Source organism: Devosia submarina (genome assembly GCF_003056345.1).
In the GTDB taxonomy this organism is placed as follows: domain Bacteria; phylum Pseudomonadota; class Alphaproteobacteria; order Rhizobiales; family Devosiaceae; genus Devosia; species Devosia submarina.
The window spans coordinates 552,233-570,501 of the sequence record NZ_PYWB01000001.1; the positions used below are offsets into that span (position 1 = coordinate 552,233).

The 18,269-nt window shown below is 60.8% G+C and carries 19 protein-coding genes and 1 tRNA gene; 14 read left to right on the forward strand and 6 right to left on the reverse strand.

Annotated features, from left to right (window positions below; genetic code table 11):
- Positions 1–148: 148 nt before the first annotated feature.
- A complete protein-coding gene (locus DDE77_RS02490) occupies positions 149–1,180 on the forward strand; it encodes a sulfate ABC transporter substrate-binding protein (RefSeq protein WP_108395832.1) in 1,032 nt (343 codons plus the stop codon).
- Positions 1,181–1,674: 494 nt separating this feature from the next.
- Here the strand turns inward: DDE77_RS02490 and DDE77_RS02495 are convergent, their stop codons facing one another.
- The 3 genes from DDE77_RS02495 to DDE77_RS02505 all read right to left on the reverse strand — a co-directional run bounded on the left by DDE77_RS02495 (position 1,675) and on the right by DDE77_RS02505 (position 3,318).
- A complete protein-coding gene (locus DDE77_RS02495) occupies positions 1,675–1,953 on the reverse strand; it encodes a DUF6894 family protein (protein WP_108395833.1) in 279 nt (92 codons plus the stop codon).
- An 85-nt stretch (positions 1,954–2,038) separates the two neighbouring features.
- Positions 2,039–2,578 (reverse strand): flavin reductase family protein, encoded by a 540-nt coding sequence (locus DDE77_RS02500; RefSeq protein WP_108395834.1) that lies wholly within the window; start codon positions 2,576–2,578, stop codon positions 2,039–2,041.
- A gap of 137 nt (positions 2,579–2,715) precedes the next feature.
- Positions 2,716–3,318 carry a superoxide dismutase gene (locus DDE77_RS02505; protein WP_108395835.1) on the reverse strand — a complete coding sequence of 201 codons (603 nt, stop codon included), beginning with the start codon at positions 3,316–3,318 and terminating at the stop codon, positions 2,716–2,718.
- 93 nt (positions 3,319–3,411) lie between these two features.
- Between DDE77_RS02505 and DDE77_RS02510 the strand changes: the two genes are divergently transcribed.
- The 6 genes from DDE77_RS02510 to DDE77_RS02535 all read left to right on the forward strand — a co-directional run bounded on the left by DDE77_RS02510 (position 3,412) and on the right by DDE77_RS02535 (position 8,962).
- Positions 3,412–4,077: a helix-turn-helix transcriptional regulator gene (locus DDE77_RS02510; RefSeq protein WP_108395894.1), complete on the forward strand. Its 666-nt coding sequence runs from the start codon at positions 3,412–3,414 to the stop codon at positions 4,075–4,077.
- The gene (locus tag DDE77_RS02515; RefSeq protein WP_108395836.1) at positions 4,074–4,550 is read left to right on the forward strand and encodes a group III truncated hemoglobin; all 477 of its coding nucleotides are present in this window, start codon (positions 4,074–4,076) and stop codon (positions 4,548–4,550) included. Before DDE77_RS02510 ends, DDE77_RS02515 begins: the two co-directional genes overlap by 4 nt.
- Before the next feature lie 318 nt (positions 4,551–4,868).
- Complete coding sequence (cysT, locus tag DDE77_RS02520) at positions 4,869–5,729, forward strand: sulfate ABC transporter permease subunit CysT (RefSeq protein ID WP_108395895.1); 861 nt, start codon at positions 4,869–4,871, stop codon at positions 5,727–5,729.
- Positions 5,719–6,588 carry a sulfate ABC transporter permease subunit CysW gene (gene cysW / locus DDE77_RS02525; RefSeq protein ID WP_108395837.1) on the forward strand — a complete coding sequence of 290 codons (870 nt, stop codon included), beginning with the start codon at positions 5,719–5,721 and terminating at the stop codon, positions 6,586–6,588. Before cysT ends, cysW begins: the two co-directional genes overlap by 11 nt.
- 15 nt (positions 6,589–6,603) lie before the next feature.
- Positions 6,604–7,641, forward strand: a complete 1,038-nt coding sequence (locus tag DDE77_RS02530; RefSeq protein ID WP_108395838.1) for a sulfate/molybdate ABC transporter ATP-binding protein — start codon at positions 6,604–6,606, stop codon at positions 7,639–7,641.
- A 220-nt stretch (positions 7,642–7,861) separates the two neighbouring features.
- Entirely contained in the window at positions 7,862–8,962 is a 1,101-nt protein-coding gene (locus DDE77_RS02535) for a M24 family metallopeptidase (RefSeq protein WP_108395839.1), read from the forward strand.
- Positions 8,963–9,211: 249 nt separating this feature from the next.
- On the opposite strand, the gene arfA is transcribed toward DDE77_RS02535, so the two are convergent.
- Positions 9,212–10,723: an arabinosylfuranosidase ArfA gene (gene arfA, locus DDE77_RS02540; RefSeq protein WP_108395840.1), complete on the reverse strand. Its 1,512-nt coding sequence runs from the start codon at positions 10,721–10,723 to the stop codon at positions 9,212–9,214.
- Between the two features lie 102 nt (positions 10,724–10,825).
- Positions 10,826–11,755 carry an ArsR/SmtB family transcription factor gene (locus tag DDE77_RS02545; RefSeq protein ID WP_108395841.1) on the reverse strand — a complete coding sequence of 310 codons (930 nt, stop codon included), beginning with the start codon at positions 11,753–11,755 and terminating at the stop codon, positions 10,826–10,828.
- Positions 11,756–11,932: 177 nt separating this feature from the next.
- On the opposite strand from DDE77_RS02545, the gene DDE77_RS02550 reads away from it, so the two are divergent.
- A tRNA-Gln gene (locus tag DDE77_RS02550) sits at positions 11,933–12,006 on the forward strand.
- A 109-nt stretch (positions 12,007–12,115) separates the two neighbouring features.
- Positions 12,116–14,098 carry a DUF6538 domain-containing protein gene (locus DDE77_RS02555; protein WP_108395842.1) on the forward strand — a complete coding sequence of 661 codons (1,983 nt, stop codon included), beginning with the start codon at positions 12,116–12,118 and terminating at the stop codon, positions 14,096–14,098.
- Here DDE77_RS02555 and DDE77_RS20190 read toward each other — a convergent pair.
- Positions 14,095–14,364: an ArsR/SmtB family transcription factor gene (locus DDE77_RS20190; protein WP_108395896.1), complete on the reverse strand. Its 270-nt coding sequence runs from the start codon at positions 14,362–14,364 to the stop codon at positions 14,095–14,097. The two genes, DDE77_RS02555 and DDE77_RS20190, sit on opposite strands and share 4 nt — an antisense overlap.
- A 243-nt stretch (positions 14,365–14,607) precedes the next feature.
- On the opposite strand from DDE77_RS20190, the gene DDE77_RS20030 reads away from it, so the two are divergent.
- The 5 genes from DDE77_RS20030 to DDE77_RS02580 all read left to right on the forward strand — a co-directional run bounded on the left by DDE77_RS20030 (position 14,608) and on the right by DDE77_RS02580 (position 17,625).
- Positions 14,608–14,742, forward strand: coding sequence for a hypothetical protein (locus DDE77_RS20030; protein WP_281261283.1), 135 nt, complete (start codon positions 14,608–14,610; stop codon positions 14,740–14,742).
- Between the two features lie 143 nt (positions 14,743–14,885).
- Positions 14,886–15,479: a hypothetical protein gene (locus DDE77_RS02565; RefSeq protein ID WP_157959621.1), complete on the forward strand. Its 594-nt coding sequence runs from the start codon at positions 14,886–14,888 to the stop codon at positions 15,477–15,479.
- Positions 15,480–15,484: 5 nt separating this feature from the next.
- Entirely contained in the window at positions 15,485–15,955 is a 471-nt protein-coding gene (locus tag DDE77_RS02570) for an AAA family ATPase (RefSeq protein WP_108395844.1), read from the forward strand.
- A gap of 20 nt (positions 15,956–15,975) precedes the next feature.
- On the forward strand, positions 15,976–16,131 hold the full coding sequence (locus DDE77_RS02575; protein ID WP_157959622.1) for a hypothetical protein: 156 nt from the start codon (positions 15,976–15,978) through the stop codon (positions 16,129–16,131).
- Between the two features lie 42 nt (positions 16,132–16,173).
- Positions 16,174–17,625 (forward strand): competence protein CoiA family protein, encoded by a 1,452-nt coding sequence (locus DDE77_RS02580; protein WP_157959623.1) that lies wholly within the window; start codon positions 16,174–16,176, stop codon positions 17,623–17,625.
- The last annotated feature ends 644 nt before the right edge of the window (positions 17,626–18,269 follow it).

Below are 18,269 nucleotides of genomic sequence, written 5' to 3' on the forward strand. Positions count from 1 at the left end.
TAATGGGCAGGGCAGGGCGATCTTTTCCCCGTTTGCCGCGCCTTGCAGAAAAGCTGTTCTACCAACCGGGCCGCCGCGCACAGCCGCTACCTTGCAATACCCTACTGCTCTGGTAGGGTTTCACTATTCGATCTCCGGGGAGACAGAGATGAAGACCTCAACCAAAATCCTTGCCTATGCGGGCCTCGCTGCCGCGCTGACACTCGGCTTTGCCGTTACCGGCCATGCGCAGGACCGAACCCTGATCAATGTCAGCTATGACCCGACACGCGAACTCTACCGGCAATTCAACGAAGCCTTTATCGCCCATTGGCAGCAAACAGCCGGTGAAACTGTCGCCGTCCAGACCACCCATGGCGGCTCCGGCGCCCAGGCCCGCACCGTGATCGACGGCCTTGAAGCCGACGTCGTGACCCTGGCGCTTGAAAGTGACGTCAACGCCATCTCCGACGCCAATCCTGCCCTCATTCCCGCCGATTGGCGCGGCACGCTCGACAACAACAACGCCCCATACACCTCCACCATCGTGTTCCTGGTCCGCAAGGGCAATCCCGAAGGCATTGCCGACTGGGGCGATCTGATCAAGGACGGCGTTGAAGTGATCACGCCCAATCCCAAGACCTCCGGCGGCGCCCGCTGGAATCTCCTCGCTGGCTGGGCCTGGGCCAAGGCACAACCGGGCGGCTCCGATGCAACGGCGCAGGAATACATCACCGCGCTCTACAAGCACGTTCCCGTGCTCGACACCGGCGCGCGCGGCTCCACCACCACTTTTGTCCAGCGCGGCATTGGCGACGTTCTCCTTGCCTGGGAAAACGAAGCCTATCTTGCCCTTGAAGAACTCGGTCCCGACGCCTTCGACATCGTGACCCCCTCGGTTTCGATCCTTGCCGAACCCTCCGTGGCCCTAGTTGTGGGCAACGCCGAAAAGAAGGGCAACACGGACGCCGCCCGGGCCTATCTCGAATACCTCTATTCCGATGAAGGACAGGCCATCGCCGCCGCCAACTATTATCGCCCCTTCAAACCTGAAGCCGCAGCCGCCGAAGACATCGCCCGCTTCGGCGAGGTTAACCTCGTCACCATCGCCGATTTCGGCGGCTGGCGCGAAGCCCAGCCTAAATTCTTCGGCGACGGAGGCATCTTCGACCAGATCTATTCTGGCGCCCCAGCACAATAGGCTGCAGCCATCCCCTCTCCTCCGGAAGGGGAGGAAATTTGGAGTGGATCACAACATCCACCCCCACCGCTCGTCACCCTCGGGCTCGACCCGAGGGCTTTTCACTTACAACGTGGGCAAAAAACACAGATCTTTCGGGTAAAGCCCGAGGATGACGATCGTGGATGTGGCATTGTCTCGACGCAGCCACGGTGTCACCCCGGGCCGACCCGGGGCCCATCTCGAGATCCGTCCCCAGCCGCAAGGTGGATTGAACGACGGCCACCAAGGATCGTACCAAGCCCGGCACGACGCTCCTGGCTATGGTGCCATTCCCCCCGTGCGCAGTGTGCCAATAGGCCTCATGGTGAGCCTGTCGAACCACGAGGCCTCGCGAGTGGAGGCCTGGGCGCTACGACCTCGTGGTTCGACAAGCTCACCATGAGGTCTACTGGTGAACCAATCTGCCCCACGCACCGCCCCATCCCTTTGCTTCCGGGTAAGGGGGTGAAACTTCAATGCACCGTCATTGGCTCCACCGGAACCCCTGACCCGCCGCCCATTTTGGGCCCGGCCCAGAACACCACGTAAAGCAGATCCTCGCCCCGATCGTCGGTAATCTCGATCGAGCGCGGCAGGCGCAGATCCCCGCCGGTACTCGCCGCTTCTTCCACGATCGCCCGCCCGAGTTCGGCGGCACTCTGCTCCGCCGCGTCAAGATTAGGCAATTCGCGCCCGTCCGAATCCCGGATCAGTTCGTCATCGGTGCGATAATGGAAAAAATATCGGGGCATTCTCGCCTCCCTGTTTTGGGAGAAATGCCGCTGCCACACATGGGTTGCGCAAGGGCAGGGCGGGTTAAGGGGGAGCCTGCCAGTTTCATTCCGTGTCGGCAAGCTGGCGATAGCCATGCCGCTGCCAGATCAGTGGCGTCCGGCTGGTTGTCGTCTCGGCATCCACGATCGCCCCGGCAAATAGCACATGCGTGCCTGTTTCGATGGAGCCGATAACCTCGCAATCCATCGCCGCGGCCGTGCCCAGCAACATTGGATGCCCCGATGGCCAGGCACTCCACTCGCCAAGATTGAACCGCTCATGCGCCTTCACCCGCCCGGCAAAGGCATCGGCAATCGCCTGCTGATTGTCCGCCAGCGCCGCCACTGAAAAACCACCGGTCTTGGCGATCAGGTCCGCGAGGCGACTCATGATGTCAATGGAAACCAGCAGCGTCGGCGGTTCGGCCGCTAGCGACATCAGCGATGTCACAGTCCGCCCGATCCGCTCATCCCCGCGCCGTGCCGTCACCACATGCACGCTCGAGCCAATGGCCGACATGGCCGCGCGAAACTCGGAATTGCCCACCACGGGGCGGGTGGGCAGGCGCAGCCTCATGGCGTCAGGCAAGTCGAAGTCAGCCATGGCACTCGTCACAATCTTTCTCCCGGCTGCTTGGGAATAGCGCCGCCGCTGGCCACAGTTCGGGCCACATGGGGGCTCAACGCATCATTCCAATAAAGGTGCCGGCCGCCGCGCAAAGCCGCGGCCGGCGGATTGTCTTAGCCGAGATTGGCTTCGGCAAACTCGTAATTGGCCAGCCGATCAAGGAAATTGGAGACATAGTCCGGCCGCCGATTGCGGAAATCGACGTAATAGCTGTGCTCCCATACATCGAGCCCCAGCAGCGGCTTGCCTTCGCCCGTGGCAATCGGATTCGAGCCGTTCGGCGTCTTGGTGACCTTGAGCTTGCCATCGGTGCCCAGCACCAGCCACGCCCAGCCCGAGCCGAACTGCGTCGTTGCGGCCGTCTTGAACTGCTCCTTGAACGCCTCGACGCTGCCCAGATCCGCGATGATCTTGTCCTGCAGCTTGCCGGGCAGGCCACCGCCATTGGGCGAAAGCGCGTTCCAGAAATGGATGTGATTCCAGTGCTGCCCGGCATTGTTGAACACTGGCGCGAGGTCCGGCTTGCCATTGGCAAAGGCGATGATCTCTTCAAGCGACTTGCCCTGCAGGTCCGCGTTCTTTTCCACGAAGCCGTTCAGCGCCGTCACATAAGCCTGGTGGTGCTTGTCGTGGTGCAGCTCGAGCGTTTCCTGGCTCATGCCGCGTTCGGCAAGCGCGGAATGGGAATAGGGCAGGGCGGGAAGTTCAAAGGCCATTCTTGCATCCTCTTCATGGCTGGCCGCCGCTTGCTATTTTCGAGCGCGGCGTTTAATTTCCAAGCAATGACTTTGAAAACCTCTGCCGCTGATATGTCAAGCGCCGACTTGGAAAACACGGGCTGGTCGCCACGCTCCGCCTCCGAGCGCATTCTTATGCTGCTCAAGATGCATGGTGCGCTCTCGGCTACGGCTATTGGCCAGATGCTGGGCACAACAGGCGAAGCGGCTCGCCAGCAATTGGCGCGGCTCGCCGATGACGGCCTTGTCCATGCTACAAGCCTTGCCAGGGGCGTCGGCCGCCCCACCCAGAACTGGCAGCTCACCCAAGCCGCACAAAAGCGCTTTCCCGATACGCACGCGGCGCTCACCGTCCAGCTGCTCGATATCGTGCGCTCTTCCCTTGGGGAGGACGCCCTCGACACCATCATCAGCACGCGCGAAGCCGCCACCACCCAGGCCTACCACAATGTCATGGCCGATGAGCCGAGCTTGCGCGAGCGGGTCGCCCGGCTGGTGCAATTGCGCTCAGCGGAAGGCTACATGGCCGCTTGGCACGAGCAGGAGGACGGCTCGCTCCTGCTGGTCGAAAATCACTGCCCCATCTGCGCCGCCGCCACGGCTTGCCAGGGCTTTTGCCGCGCCGAGCTCGACGTGTTCAGCGCCGTTCTTGGCCCCGACGTGTCCGTCACGCGCGAAGAGCACATTGTCTCTGGCGGCCGCCGCTGCAGCTACGCCATCCGCGAGATCGCCTCATGAGCCAAACCGAACCCACGCGCCTTCATCGCATCGGCTGGGAAACCCCCGATGGCCTCACCGAAGAGCTGATCCGCTCCGTGGTGGAGCAATTCTATGCCCAGGCGCGCCGTGATTCCGTCATCGGCCCCGTCTTCAACCGCGTCATCCCCAACGAGGCCTGGCCGCACCACCTCGATGTGATCACCGATTTCTGGAGCTCCATGCTCCTGGGCACCGGCCGCTATGGCGGCCGCCCCATGCCCAAGCACATGGCCATTCCCGAACTGTCCGATCACCATTTCCAGCGCTGGCTAAGCCTGTTCCGCCAAACCGCGGAAAAACTCTGCCCACCCGAAATAGCCGAACTCTTTATCGAGCGCTCCGAACGCATCGGCAACAGCTTCCGCATGAACATCGCCATGCGCCGCGGCCAAGACATCACCCACATGTCCCCCCTCGAGCGCGAATCTCCCCCCTGGCCCCCCAAGGACTAAGTGCTGCGCACCCAGCCCTCCCCACCCCCGATGTCATCCCGGCTTTAAGCCGGGACCCATCCCGAGATCCCACCCCTGCCGCAAGGTAGGAGTGTCAGCCGATAGCGCCCTTGCAGAGGGGAGCTTAGTCGGCAGCCTTCCTCCCCTCCCAAAATCTCCCCCACATGCAGAATTATTTTCCACACCCCTCCGCGCAAACGCCACAGCCTCGTCTTTGAGAAACCCGACCATTCAACTAGGGTCACGCCGCCGAGCCGCTGGAGAGGTCGCCGTGAGCCATTTGAATAGCTTCATCCCGGGGATTGCCGTTTGAGCACGCTGGCCGCGACCACACCGCGCCGCGCCTGGGGCCTTCGCAAACCCAATGTCATTCCAGGCTTCGGCCTGACGCTTGGCTTCACGCTCACCTATTTCTCGCTGATCATCCTGATCCCCCTCATCGCCCTTGCCATCCGCTCTGCCGGCCTGGGCCTTGACGGCTTCCTCAAAGCCGCCAGCGACCCGCGCGTCCTCGGCTCGCTCCGCGTCAGCTTCGTTACGGCCCTGATCGCCGCGAGCATCAATGTCGTGTTCGGCACGCTTCTCGCCTGGGTGCTGGTCCGCTATCGCTTTCCCGGCCGCCGCATCTTCGACGCTGTTATCGACCTTCCCTTTGCCCTGCCCACCGCTGTCGCCGGCATTGCCCTCACGGCCATCTATGCGCCCAACGGCACCATGGGCGCGCTTTTCGCGCCTTTAGGCTGGCGCATCGCCTACACCCCGGCCGGCATAGTCATAGCCATGATCTTCATCGGCCTTCCCTTTGTTGTGCGCACCATCCAGCCCATCCTCGAAGAAGTCAGCCACGAGGTGGAAGAAGCCAGCGCGACCCTGGGCGCTAACCGATTCCAGACCATCACCCGCGTGATCCTGCCCAGCCTCACCCCGGCCATCCTCACCGGCTTTGCCCTGGCCTTCGCCCGGGCGGTTGGCGAATACGGCTCGATCATCTTCATCGCCGGCAACATCCCCTTCGTTTCCGAGATCGCGCCGCTGCTGATCTTTATTCGCCTGCAGGAATTCAACTATGTCGGCGCCACGGTGATCGCCGTGATCATGCTGCTGATCTCCTTTGCGATCCTGCTCCTGATCAACCTCATCCAGGCCTGGAGCCGCAGCAGGTACGGCTATGGCAACTAAGCTCCGCGCTCGCGCCAAGCGGCGCATTTCCCCCACCAGTGAGCGCCCCCTGGTTCAGTGGCTCCTGATCGCCATTTCACTGGCGTTCATGGGCATCATCCTCGTCCTGCCGCTTTATGCGGTATTCCACGAGGCATTCAGCAAGGGCATCGGCGCCTATCTCGCTGCCCTTACCGAGCGCGATGCCCAGGCCGCGATCCGGCTGACCCTCCTGGTCGCTGCCATTGCCGTGCCGCTCAATGTGGTTTTCGGCCTCGCCGCCTCCTGGGCCATTGCCAAGTTCGAATTCAAGGGCAAGGCCTTCCTGATCACCTTGATCGACCTGCCTTTTTCCGTCTCGCCAGTGATCTCGGGCCTGGTTTATGTGCTGCTGTTCGGGGCAGGGAGCTTTCTTGGCCCCTGGCTCAAGAGCTATGGCATTGAAGTGCTGTTCGCCCTGCCCGGCATCGTGCTGGCCACCATCTTCGTCACCTTCCCCTTTGTTGCCCGCGAACTCATCCCCCTCATGCAGGATCAGGGCACGGGCGACGAGGAGGCTGCGCTTTCCCTCGGTGCCAACGGCTGGCAGACCTTTTTCCGCGTCACCCTGCCCAACATCAAATGGGGGCTCCTCTACGGCGTGCTGCTCTGCAATGCCCGCGCCATGGGTGAGTTCGGCGCCGTGGCTGTCGTTTCCGGGAAGATTCGCGGGCAGACCACCACCATGCCCTTGCAGGTGGAAATGCTCTACAATGAGTACAATGCCACGGCGGCCTTTGCCCTGGCGTCCTTGCTGGCGCTGCTCGCGCTGGTCACGCTTGTACTTAAAAGCGTGCTGGAATGGCGCTTTGGCGAAGAAATCGCCGCCGGTAGTCACTAACAGGATTTGGTGTCTATGGAAGTTCGCGTTCAAAATGTACGCAAGGAATTCGACCGGTTCCCGGCGTTGCATGATGTCTCGCTCGATATCCGCTCGGGCGAGCTGATCGCGCTGCTGGGCCCCTCCGGCTCGGGCAAGACCACGCTCCTGCGCCTCATCGCGGGCCTCGAAATGCCCACAGCCGGCCGCATCTTTTTTGGCGACACCGACGCTTCGGAAAAAACCGTCCAGGAGCGCAACATCGGCTTTGTGTTCCAGCACTATGCCCTGTTCCGCCACATGACGATCCTGGAAAACATCTCCTTCGGCCTCAAGGTGCGCCCGCGCGCGACGCGCCCACCCGCTGGGGAAATCCGCCGCCGCGCCCTGGAATTGCTCGATCTCGTCCAGCTCGCAGGCCTCGAAAAGCGCTACCCCAACCAGCTTTCCGGCGGTCAGCGCCAGCGCGTTGCCCTTGCGCGTGCCCTCGCCATCGAGCCCGCTGTGCTCCTGCTCGACGAACCCTTTGGAGCGCTGGACGCACAGGTCCGCCGCGAGCTGCGCAAATGGCTGCGTGAAATCCATGATCGCACCGGCCACACCACGGTTTTCGTAACGCACGACCAAGAAGAAGCCCTTGAACTCTCCGACCGCCTCTGCGTCATGAGTCAGGGCCGCATCGAGCAAGTCGGCACCCCCGACGATGTCTACGACCACCCGACCTCGCCCTTCGTCTTTGGCTTCATCGGGGAATCGAGCGAACTGCCCGTTACCGTCCAAAACAACGAGGTCTGGCTGGGCGGCCGCCCCCTCGGCCTTCCCGCAGGCGACTCGCAGCCCGGCAAGGCCCGCCTCTTTTTCCGCCCCCATGACGTCGAACTCGTCCAGGCCGACGCCGCCCTCACCGGAGCGGTAAATACCGCCCGCCGGGTCGGCGGCACCCGCCGCGTCGAACTCACCATTAGCGGCGCCAACCAACCGGTCGAAGTCGACCTTCCCTTCGATCACCCCGCTACCGAAAACGCTGCCCTGACCTTCCGCCCCCGCCGCTGGAAACTCTTCCCAGCCGCCTAAGCGCGCTTGGTCACCGAAGACTCCCACCCACCGCGCGTCACCCTCGGGCCTGATCCGAGGGACTCGGGCCTAACCCGAGGGTGACGATCAAGTGTTTCCCCGCTGCTCCAGTAGACCTCATGGTGTGCCCATCAAACCACGAGGTCGTGCCGCCATTGCCCTAGCAACCTCGTTCAAATACACCGACCAGCACGTGCCACACCAATCCCGAGTCCCAGCCATGAACCCCATTCACACCCAGCGCCTCGAAAACCTCCGCGCCCGCATGGCCGCGACAGCAACCGACCTCGTCGTGATCGGTCCCTCCAGCCACATGCTCTATCTCACCGGCGTTTCGCCCCATGGCGACGAGCGCCCGGTCCTCCTTATGGTCAGCCAGAGCTTTGCCGGCTTCCTCATGCCCGCGCTCAATGTCGATAGCGCCCGCCAGCACACCGATCTGCCCTTCTTCCCCTGGGCCGATGCCGAAGGCCCCGACGCTGCCCTCAAGGACATCCTTGCCGCAACCGGGACCTCACCAATCGCGCCCTCCATCGTCCTTGATGAAACCATGCGCGCCGACTTCGCGCTCCTCGTGATCGACGCACTTCCCGGTGCCCATCGCCGCTTCACCCACGACACGGTTGGCTACCTCCGCTCCCGCAAGGACGAGAGCGAATACGAAGCCCTCAAAAAGAGCGCCATCCTTAACGACGCCGCCATGGCCGCTGGCTTTGCCGCCCTGCGCGAGGGGATCACCGAGCGCGAGATCGCCTCGGTCATTCGCGATTTCTACAAGAACAATGGCGCGACGCCCGAGTTCACCTCGGTCTGCTTCGGCCCCAACGGCGCCTTCCCCCACCACCACACCGGCGACACCCAGCTCAAATCGGGCGACGCCGTCCTGATCGACACCGGCGGGCGCATCGGCGGCTACCCCTCGGATATGACTCGTGTCGGCTATTTCGGCTCCGTGCCAGACAACTTTGCTGAAATCCACGCCATCCTGGACCGCGCTGTCCAGGCCGCCATCGCCGCCGCCAGGCCCGGCGCCAAGGCCAGCGACGTTGACAAAGCCGCCCGCGACATCATCACCGCAGCCGGCTATGGCCCCAACTTCCTCCACCGCACTGGCCATGGCCTCGGGATCGACATTCACGAGACGCCCTACATCACCGCCACATCAGAAACAGTTCTGGAGGAGGGGATGGTCTTCTCCATCGAACCCGGCATCTACCTCCAAGGCCAGTTCGGCCTGCGGCTCGAAGAAATCGTCATCATCCGCAACGGCCAAGCCGAAGTGCTCAGCGAAATGAAGCGGGACGCGGTAGCAACGAACTAGACTCTCCCCATCGTCACCACCCGGCTCGTCCGGGTGGTCCATCGACGCCAGACCCGTACCGCCGGGACAAGCAATGCCCAACGGGTCGGCCCATCCCCACCCTCCATATCAACAAAGCCGATAAACAAGAAAAAGGCGCATCACCGCTGATGCGCCTTTTTCAAGCTCTTTGCGCCTCCAAACGATAGCAGTCTGCTAACGCCAAGCGCTCAAATGCGACACCACTCGAAACGGTGCCGCAGGGGTCGATCAGACCTTCACGCGCACCATCTGGTACGAATAGGCCGGCAGCTGAACTGAAAGCGTGCCGCCTTCCGCCTTGGCGCCAGTGCCCTTGCGCGGCGCCACTTCGTTCTGGTTTTTGGCCGTGTTGACCGCTTCCAGATTGTTGTGCGTCATCACCTGGTGGTCGACGATCTGGCCAGCCGTAAAGCCCTGCAGGCTCACTTCCACATCGGCCGTCTCGCTGGCGTGGCGGTTCACGAGGAAGAAGGTGAGAATGCCTTCCTCTTCGTTGTAAACGCCCGAAACGTCCACATAGGGGGCATTGTCGGCATGGATGCTGTCATAGCCAGGCGAGTTCACAAGGAGGTTCAGCGCCGTGCCACGGCCATAGATCGAGGCGAAGTAATAGGGGTAGTAGATCGTCTGCGCCCAGGCCGGGCCACCACGCTCGGTCATGATCGGCGCGATCACGTTCACCAGCTGCGCGATACAGGCGATCTTCACCACATCCGAGCGGCGGATAAAGGTGTTGAGGATCAGGCCGACCATCAGCACATCTTCGAAATTGTAGATGTCTTCCAGAAGCCCTGGCGCATGCGGCCAGCCGCTATTGCCCTCGAGGATCACCCGGTCCTGCTGGCGCGAATGGTACCAAACGTTCCATTCATCGAAGCAGATATAGATGTCGCGATTGCTGCGCTTCTTGCTCTTCACCTGCCGGATCGTCGCCGCCACGGTCTCGATGTAGGTGTCGAGCTTGTGGCTCAGCGCCAGGAAATTGCCCGTGTTCTTCTCGTGGTTGGCGAAGTACATGTGGAGCGAAATATAATCGACGTGATCATAGGTGTGCTCCAGCACGATCCGCTCCCAATCGGGATAGGAGGGCATGTCGGCATTGGACGAGCCGCAGGCGATCAGTTCCAGCGAGCGGTCGAACATGCGCATAGCGCGGGCGGTATTGGCGGCCAGCTTGCCGTACTCAGCGGCGTCCTTGTGTCCGACCTGCCAGGGGCCGTCCATCTCGTTGCCCAGGCACCAGAGCTTGACATCCCAAGGGTCCTTGCGGCCGTTCTTGACGCGCAGATCACTCCAATAGCTGCCGCCCGGATGGTTCACATACTCAAGGAAATTGCGGGCATCGTCGACGCCGCGTGAGCCAAGGTTCACCGCCAGCATCATTTCCGTGCCGACGCTGTCGCACCAGTCGGCAAATTCATGGATGCCGACCTGGTTGCTTTCCGAGGTGTGCCAGGCCAGATCGAGCCGGGTAGGGCGCTGGTCGCGAGGGCCGATGCCGTCTTCCCAGTTATAGGCGGAAACAAAATTGCCCCCGGGGTAGCGAACCACGGGTACATTGAGGTCCTTGACGAGCTTGGCTACGTCGCCGCGCATGCCATTGGCATCAGCGGTCGGGTGGTCGGGCTCATAGATACCTTCATAGATGGCACGACCCAGATGCTCCAGGAATGCCCCATAAACACGATCGTCGATCTTCGAGATCGTGAAATCCTTGTGTGCGATGACCGAGGCCTTCACATTATCCTCCCAGCAAATCCAAAATTCTGATTTGTATCAGTCCAGCCGTTGTAAACGACCTGGGCGCCCGCAATCAAGCGCAGCAGCCAAATAATTCTTGCCTCAGGCCTCCGTCTGCAGCCGCATGACGATCTCCTGATCGTAATTGCCAAAGCCCTTCCCGAAAATATTGATTCCCCCAGGGTGCTTGGCGTCGGGCTTAACGGCAATGCGCAGCCGGATGGAGTGGCGCTGCTCCAGATCCAGATCGCTCAGCGACACCGGCGAAATCTTGACCCCATCTACATAGGAGCCGTCTGTCGTTACCCGCCAGCTCTTGAGCTTGCCATATTGGCTCCCCTTGAGCTTCCACCAGTCCGGCGTATAAACCCCGCGCTTGTCGCCGAAATCCCCTGGGGACAGCCACGTTCCGATCTCAGTCCCATTCACCGAAAGCGTGATGTCGCTGGGCCAATCGGCTGATGTTCCGGGCACTTCCGAACTGAGTTCGAGCGAAAATTCGATCGCCTCGATCGTGCTCTGGCTGAGCTTCGCATTATTGGGAAACTGATATTCCAGAAAGCCGCGCGTAAACCAGATCAGCCCCGCCTTCATCCGGTCCGGGTCCAGAAACGTATCAGGCACATCCAGCAGCCCGATGATTCCTTCTGTGGAACAGAGCCCGCACGGCGCCGAAACTTCGCAGCTGGTATAAAGCCCCAGCGGCATCGACACCTCGATCGAGTTTGACCGCACTGGCTTGATGTCCTCCTTGAACATCACCATCACCTCGTCAAACATCGAGTGGCAGATCTTCTGGTTGCCCTTGCGCGCCTTCTGCGTTTCGGTGCGAATTAGTCCCGCACTCTCCAGGATCTGTATATTGGTTGAAACCGTCGACTGGGGGAGGGAGAGCCTGTCTGCAATGTCATTGCCGTTCATCGCACCTTCCACATGCAGAAGCTTCAGGATCCGCACCCTGACCGGCGACGCTAGCCCCTTGAGCACGTCCATGTCTTCTTCGGGGTCGACGACCAGGAAATTACGCGTCATGCGGGACTTTCGGGGACAAGCAGGATAAGAGGTCAAATCAGTATCAGCTTTCCTGATACAATCAACTATCCCCAGCCTGTGCTCACAACCCAAACGAGGCGCTTGCAATCTCCCCCATCATTGTCTATGCAGACCCCGCGCCGGGCAACCACCCCGCGCCAGCCGGTTCCGGCCTGCTGGGGAATAGTTCAATGGTAGAACTGCGGACTCTGACTCCGTCAATCTTGGTTCGAATCCAGGTTCCCCAGCCAAAACTCTCGTAAGTCTTTGATTATGCAGAGAAATATGTGTGCTGTGTGAATCTTTCACACAGACTTCCACACAAGGTCCCACACACGCCGACTCCAAAGCGAGATCTGCATGGGTACCAAACTGCCGTTCTGCATCTTGCGGGGCACCACCTTCTACTGGCGCCGCCGCCTCCCAAGCCCCTTCAAAATGTCCGTGGAATTCAGCCTGGGCACTAAAGACCTGCGTGTCGCCCGCGGACTATCTTCCATGCTCACGATCGAGACAGATCGCGCGTTTGCAGTATTGCGTGAGGGTAAGATGACGCCGGAGCAAGTCGACTATTTCGCTAGGCAGAAATTCGCTGAGCACCGGGACAGGCTAAGTGAGCTGCACGAGGTAGAGCGCGATCTCAAGAGCTCTTGGCAAGAGGAGGTTATTGCCACACGCGCTGCAGCCATTGCCATGTCAATCCTCGCGCAACACGGACGCTCCGCGAACCTGTCGGACTGGCCGGGCATAGGAAATAGTGAGTTTGACCCGGGTACCATCCGAACAGTGAAGGCGTTCTTCGATAACTATCGTCAGGAGCACTTTTCAGACGAGCGCGCCAGGCAGCTGAAAAATGAGCTTAGCAAGAAGTTCGGTATCGAAGAACCTACGGCGGTGGACATTGCTCAGGCACGCTCGGCTACTCTGGAAGCCTACGCAGCAGCCGGCGCAACGATCGCGGCAAAATTCGGAGGGGCACCGAAATCCCTCGCTGACCTGACCGCTCTCGCCGCTCGCTTTTCAGAGGCGCCGACGGCTCAAGTTAGCTCGCAAAGGTCCGTTGATCCTGAGCTCAGCTCCGTCATCAATGAAGACCACATTTCTGTTAGCGACACAGAACCTGCGACGAGTTTCGCCTTTGAAACTGAAGTTTTGATCGCCGACCCCGCCGCTCGTGTAACGGCGGAATCGAATGACGACAGCATTCTGGAGTTTGCCCGAAATTCGATCAGCGCCGTTGTGGCGGATAATGAAATCAGGCGGGCCACGGCACGTCAGAAGCTGGCTGTTATTGTGCTATTCGTGGATATCACCGGCAAGCAGACCTTTCAGTCGCTCAAACAAACTGACATTAAGAAGTTCGTCGACACCATGGCGCTTCTTCCCAAGGTCCGCCGTCGTTCTGCAGCAGAACAGGAGCTGTCGGTAGAGGAGCTGATTGCGAAGGGCCGAACGCTCCCGAAAAAGGAGGTTGGACTTGCCGCCGATACCGTAAACCGGAACCTGAGCTACCTTTCAGTGCTCATTCGGCGTGCCCGCATGGCGGGCATAGAGGGCATTGCACCTCTCGAGATTGGCGGCTTCCGTAAGAAGAAGAAGGGTAAAGCCAATGAGAGGCGTCCGACTTACCAGCAGGAAGACCTCCTCCTGCTCTTCAAGCATCCGATCTGGACAGGTTGTCATTCGGCTGTAAGGAGGCATCTGCCAGGCAAGGTAATCGTCTGGGACGCCATTTATTGGTGTCCGCTGATCAGTGTTTATTGCGGAGCGCGGTTGGAAGAAATCGCCGGTCTTAAGATGACGGAGGTTATCACGGATTACCCCATTCCGCACTTGATCATCCAGGAAAACGAGAACAGGGGCCTCAAGACCATCTCATCTGAGCGGAAGGTCCCAATCCATCCACTGCTCCTAACGCTTGGTTTCCTCCGATACGTCGCTGCAAAGAAGAAGGAGTGTGCCGAGCACCTATTTCCTGAACTTAAACCCAATCCAGGCACCGAGACCTCTTGGGGCGCGCGCGTCACTCGGAAGTTCAGTGAGGCTGTTGCAATGATGTTGGGCGAGGACAGGGTGGAGAAAGACAAGAACAAGACGTTTCACAGCTTCAGGCACTACATCTGCACCACCCTCGGCGGCTTCAATGACCTTAAGGACAAGATCGTCCAGGACATCGTCGGCCACGAAAATGTCGGCACCACCGACCGCGTTTATAAGGACCCCACCCCCCTAGACGTTATGCTTGAAGCGATAGCCAGGCTTCCCGATGTGACTAATGCGGCCTATCAGGCATCAACAGAATGGAAGATCGTTCCGGCCCGCCGGCAGGTGAAAGAAAATTAGCCGACGCTAAGCAGAACTTCATCGAAGCCGCTGAACTCAACATCCGTGGCACAGGAGGACATCCAGGCAGCGAGCGCATGGAGTTGGGCCGCTTCGACGAAATAACGCTTGGTCTTGCCATCGCGCCTGGCGCGGAGAATGCCAGCCTTTTCCAGCTTCGCAAGATGATGTGAAACAGTGGACGCAGCCTTGCCCGCGGACAGTTCTGTAGCGGGTGAGCCCAGACCGGCCGCACACCTTTCGAAAAATTTCGAAACGACCTTTATCGGCTAGAGCTGAAAGGGTTTCCGCGGCCTCACTATCCGTCATTTCGAAATCCTTCGGAGTAATAAAAGGGGGTCTGTTAACCATCGGCGCCGAATGCGCGTGACAATTTCCTACGCGCTGTCACGCTTAATACCGAGTCCACCCGGGCTCATGGCCACCGATAAGGCGGCCGCCAAAGTGATTGGACCCACTTTGACGGCCTGACCAGGTGACCATCAACCTGCTTGAACAGGAGAAGCCACATGGCTGACCGTATCTACGGCTGCGACAAGATTCGCAGCAACCCTTCTCTTCTCGATCATCGTGATCCTTGGTCGATTGTATGGCTTGGCACCTGTGCGATGCACAGCACCTTGTCGACATCGGCGCGCCTTTAGCCGCCGTCCCGCCCCGCGCATCGTTGCTGACCTGATCTCCGGCTGAGTGCCCGAGGCAGCGAAGCTGCGCATCCAATCACCTCTGAGCCTGGCTCCAGCGTGCTTGTCACGCCATGGCTTCGCTCGACCAAAAGGTCGCTTTGATGATCAAGAAGCTCAAAGACTACAAGATGTATGACCGCACGCCTGAGGATGAGGACGATCTGCCTCCAGCCTCGGATGATGGTGGCGAAGGCGCACCCAAGGAGACGGAGCTCTTCAAGCCTCGGCCCGCTGGTGCAGAAGATTGCTGCCCGTTTGACCTCGCCAATGAGCAGGACGATTGGCCGGACGAGCACCTGCATCCCTCTTCCCTTGCGGATCAGGGCGATAAGGATCTCATCAATCCTTGGTTCTGGTACCACCCGGATGGCTTGACCCTTGAAGAGGTGGACCGCCAGAACCGGGCTATGGAGACGGTTGAGATGGGTAAGCCCAGGACGGTGCTGCTCTCAACGGGTCCCGTCACCTATCTGCGCCTCACCGACCGTCTGACTAAGGACGGTATCAGGGACGGCTCCCGAAGTGATGGAGCTGAGCACCAGCAGAGGCTTCAGCTCAAGCTGGAGGCGGACACCCCGCTCAAGCTGATTGGTCCGCCTACCGAACACGCCATCGATGAAGTCGTGAGCGCGCTTTATGAGCGTGCCCCGCCTTCGCACCATTCCTGCAGGCTCTGCGCGACAGCGCGCATCTGAGCCTTATGCGCGGCGCCAACTACCTCCACTTCCGGCCGCTGCTCATCGTATCGCCGCCGGGGATGGGCAAAACCACCGTTGTTCGCATGGTGGGGGAAGCTGCGGGGTTGCCGGTCATCCGTCTCGATGGATCCACCATGATGACGACCGTGGCTTTGACTGGCGGTGACGCCGTGTTCCGCTCGTCGCCGCCCAGCACAATCGTCCAGGGACTGATCCAGCACGGGGTCGGCAACCCTATCATGGCGTTCGACGAGATCGACAAGCTCGCAGACATGAGCCACGGCGCTCGGGAGAACCCAGCCGAAGCCCTGCTGCCGTACTTGGAGCCGGCAACTGCGGGACGGGTGCGCGAGCACTTCCTGCAGATCGATCTCGACCTGCGCTTCCTCAACTGGTGCTGCTCGCCAACGACATCGACAAGGTCCCAAAGACCGTGCGCGACCGCTGCAAGGTCATCCAGATACCGCCGCTAACGCCCAAGGACCTGACCACTGTGGCTGAAGCCGAGGTTCGTAAGCGTCATCTTGAGCCCGAACTCATCACTGCACTGACCCGCGCCTGCGCCCGGGGTCAGATCAAGAGCCTGCGCAAGCTTCACAAGGCACTCGATGCCGCAGAGGCCACGCTGCGCCGTCCATCCCTGCACTGACCCAATTTCTTGAAAAAATCCAAAAATCGAAAGCTTTTCATCATGACCAGCACTCAGAAAGCTAACAACCTCGCCGCAACCGTTCAAAGCGGAAGTGCTGTCGCACAGCGCAGCAGCTCCATTCCAGCTGTCGTCGGCAACCGGAAGACCCGCCGCGCTATCAAGAAGGTCATCGATGCCCGCGGCTCTGAGCCAGTGCTGATGCCGGTTGATGCGGTGCTAGATGGCCTCACCGCAGTCGACCTCACCACCGTGAGGCGGGCAATTGCGCATGAGCGTGGCGAGGGCAGCATCCTGTTCCGCTGCGGCCAATGCAACGGCCCTCTCCAGCTTTCGTCCAGCCGCGAAAGTTCAACGGGTGACGGTCGTGGAGCCTTCTTCAAGCATTCCCACCGCACCCCGGAGGGCTGCACTTGGTACACGCCTGCAGCGCAGCGCTCCACTGGTGCGAAGCAGTTTGGCGGATTGCAGGAAGGAGAGCAGCACTGGCGGCTCAAAAATCTCCTTGCTGACAGCATCCGCTGCGATCCGGACTTCTCCGAGCCGGTGGTCGACAAGCACTTCATCAAGATCGGTGACGGGCACCGCAGGCCGGACATCTCCACCACTCATAAGGGTCAGCCGATCGCCTTGGAGCTGCAACTCGCTCGTCTGACGTTGACGACCATCACCGAGCGCACTGCTGCCTACCGCGCAGCCGGGATCACCCTGGTCTGGGTGACCAGCGCGCATGAACTCAGCCTGCTGAACAACCAAAGCTTCCGCGATCTGTACCTTGCCGCTGGTGGGCGGATCCTTGCCGTCGATGCAGCGAGCTATGAGCGCTCGGAGGAAACCAGCATTCTCCATCTGCGGGAGCTCTCGCTGGAACCCTGCATCCAGCACCCGTTCGCGATCTACAATCGGTGGCGCAGCCGCATGGTTGGTCCCGAGATCATCCTGATGCCGGAAGGACAGCGTCATGCTGAGGGGCAGCAGGCATATGCGGCAGCACTGGCCGAAAAGCTCCAGGCCAAGGCGCCTGCGCTGACGGAAAAGATCGCCAGCACTGTGGCTTCTGGGGCAGATCTCAACCTCGCAGCAGCGGAATGGAGTGCGCTGGCCAAGCTGATCGGGGCGCGGGAACTGCGGCACTCCCTCCAGGACGAGCTGCCGTTGGTGCTGCGCTGGCTGCAGGCGGTCGAGCGGCAGACCAGTGCCAACGGGGAGGAGAAGGCACTTGCCGGCAAGGTCGTCGCCGCCTGTGCTGCGGCGATCGCTGCCGCCCGCACCGGCAAGCATTGGATCCCTCTGATCGAGCACGTTGCCGATGCTGTGCCGGCGGTAGCTTCGGTGCTCAGCCAGGAGCTGCGCACCAAGATGACGAGGCTCAAGGCCTCGTCCGGCAAGCTGCATCCGATGCACGCTTATCATCGCCACATGATCTCGGCGCTGCATCCTTGGCTCGCCTTCTGGCTTCTTGCCAAAGCACCTGCCGGTACGGCGCCGCATTAGCGCCTGCCATAAGCTTCTGCTTTAGCCTTTACGCAGCAAGTGTTCTGCTTCTGGCGCATCCGAGCGCCAGAAGCAGATCGGGTCGGTTACTCCGCTCACCCGAAGAGGTCTCGGGGTAACCGCCCCGATGCGGCCGGCAAGCCGGCCTTCTCGAGGATGGAAGGGATCGGAGATCCCTTCAGAGATGCCGTTCCGGCAGCCACTCGGCAAAAGAAAGAGGATCCGAGCCAAAGGTTGACGCCGGAGAGGTCCGCCCCACACTCCCCACCCCCAGCTTCCATCGAAGCTGGGGCAAGCGCCGGAGGCGCCAGCGGACAAATCCGGAGTCAAGTCGGCCTCCGGGCCCCATCCTCAAAATGTGTGCGATAGCGCAAGCGAGGCAACAACATCTTTCTGGTCCAGCACTAGCGGACCAGATCGAGCCCAGCAGCATTATGAGGAAGGGAGAGGCAGACGACCTTGGCGAAAACTTGAAAACGAAGATTACAGGTCCGAAGTGGGGCCGACTTCGGACTGGCAGCTTCTCTATCGCGGTTTGTGTCAAGGGCCGTACGGCGTCATCTGCCGCCGAGAGGCGGCATGCCGGACTTGCGAAGACGCCAACGAGCGGCATGCGTTGAGGGTCAGCCTTTGCTGCTCGGCCT

What these genes read in the sequence shown, in the direction of transcription:
- DDE77_RS02490 (WP_108395832.1), top strand. Translation starts at nt 149, where the DNA reads ATGAAGACCTCAACCAAAATCCTTGCCTATGCGGGCCTCGCTGCCGCG.
- DDE77_RS02495 (WP_108395833.1), bottom strand. Translation starts at nt 1,953, where the DNA reads ATGCCCCGATATTTTTTCCATTATCGCACCGATGACGAACTGATCCGG.
- DDE77_RS02500 (WP_108395834.1), bottom strand. Translation starts at nt 2,578, where the DNA reads ATGGCTGACTTCGACTTGCCTGACGCCATGAGGCTGCGCCTGCCCACC.
- DDE77_RS02505 (WP_108395835.1), bottom strand. Translation starts at nt 3,318, where the DNA reads ATGGCCTTTGAACTTCCCGCCCTGCCCTATTCCCATTCCGCGCTTGCC.
- DDE77_RS02510 (WP_108395894.1), top strand. Translation starts at nt 3,412, where the DNA reads ATGTCAAGCGCCGACTTGGAAAACACGGGCTGGTCGCCACGCTCCGCC.
- DDE77_RS02515 (WP_108395836.1), top strand. Translation starts at nt 4,074, where the DNA reads ATGAGCCAAACCGAACCCACGCGCCTTCATCGCATCGGCTGGGAAACC.
- cysW (WP_108395837.1), top strand. Translation starts at nt 5,719, where the DNA reads ATGGCAACTAAGCTCCGCGCTCGCGCCAAGCGGCGCATTTCCCCCACC.
- DDE77_RS02530 (WP_108395838.1), top strand. Translation starts at nt 6,604, where the DNA reads ATGGAAGTTCGCGTTCAAAATGTACGCAAGGAATTCGACCGGTTCCCG.
- DDE77_RS02535 (WP_108395839.1), top strand. Translation starts at nt 7,862, where the DNA reads ATGAACCCCATTCACACCCAGCGCCTCGAAAACCTCCGCGCCCGCATG.
- DDE77_RS02545 (WP_108395841.1), bottom strand. Translation starts at nt 11,755, where the DNA reads ATGACGCGTAATTTCCTGGTCGTCGACCCCGAAGAAGACATGGACGTG.
- DDE77_RS02555 (WP_108395842.1), top strand. Translation starts at nt 12,116, where the DNA reads ATGGGTACCAAACTGCCGTTCTGCATCTTGCGGGGCACCACCTTCTAC.
- DDE77_RS20030 (WP_281261283.1), top strand. Translation starts at nt 14,608, where the DNA reads ATGGCTGACCGTATCTACGGCTGCGACAAGATTCGCAGCAACCCTTCT.
- DDE77_RS02565 (WP_157959621.1), top strand. Translation starts at nt 14,886, where the DNA reads ATGATCAAGAAGCTCAAAGACTACAAGATGTATGACCGCACGCCTGAG.
- DDE77_RS02570 (WP_108395844.1), top strand. Translation starts at nt 15,485, where the DNA reads ATGCGCGGCGCCAACTACCTCCACTTCCGGCCGCTGCTCATCGTATCG.
- DDE77_RS02580 (WP_157959623.1), top strand. Translation starts at nt 16,174, where the DNA reads ATGACCAGCACTCAGAAAGCTAACAACCTCGCCGCAACCGTTCAAAGC.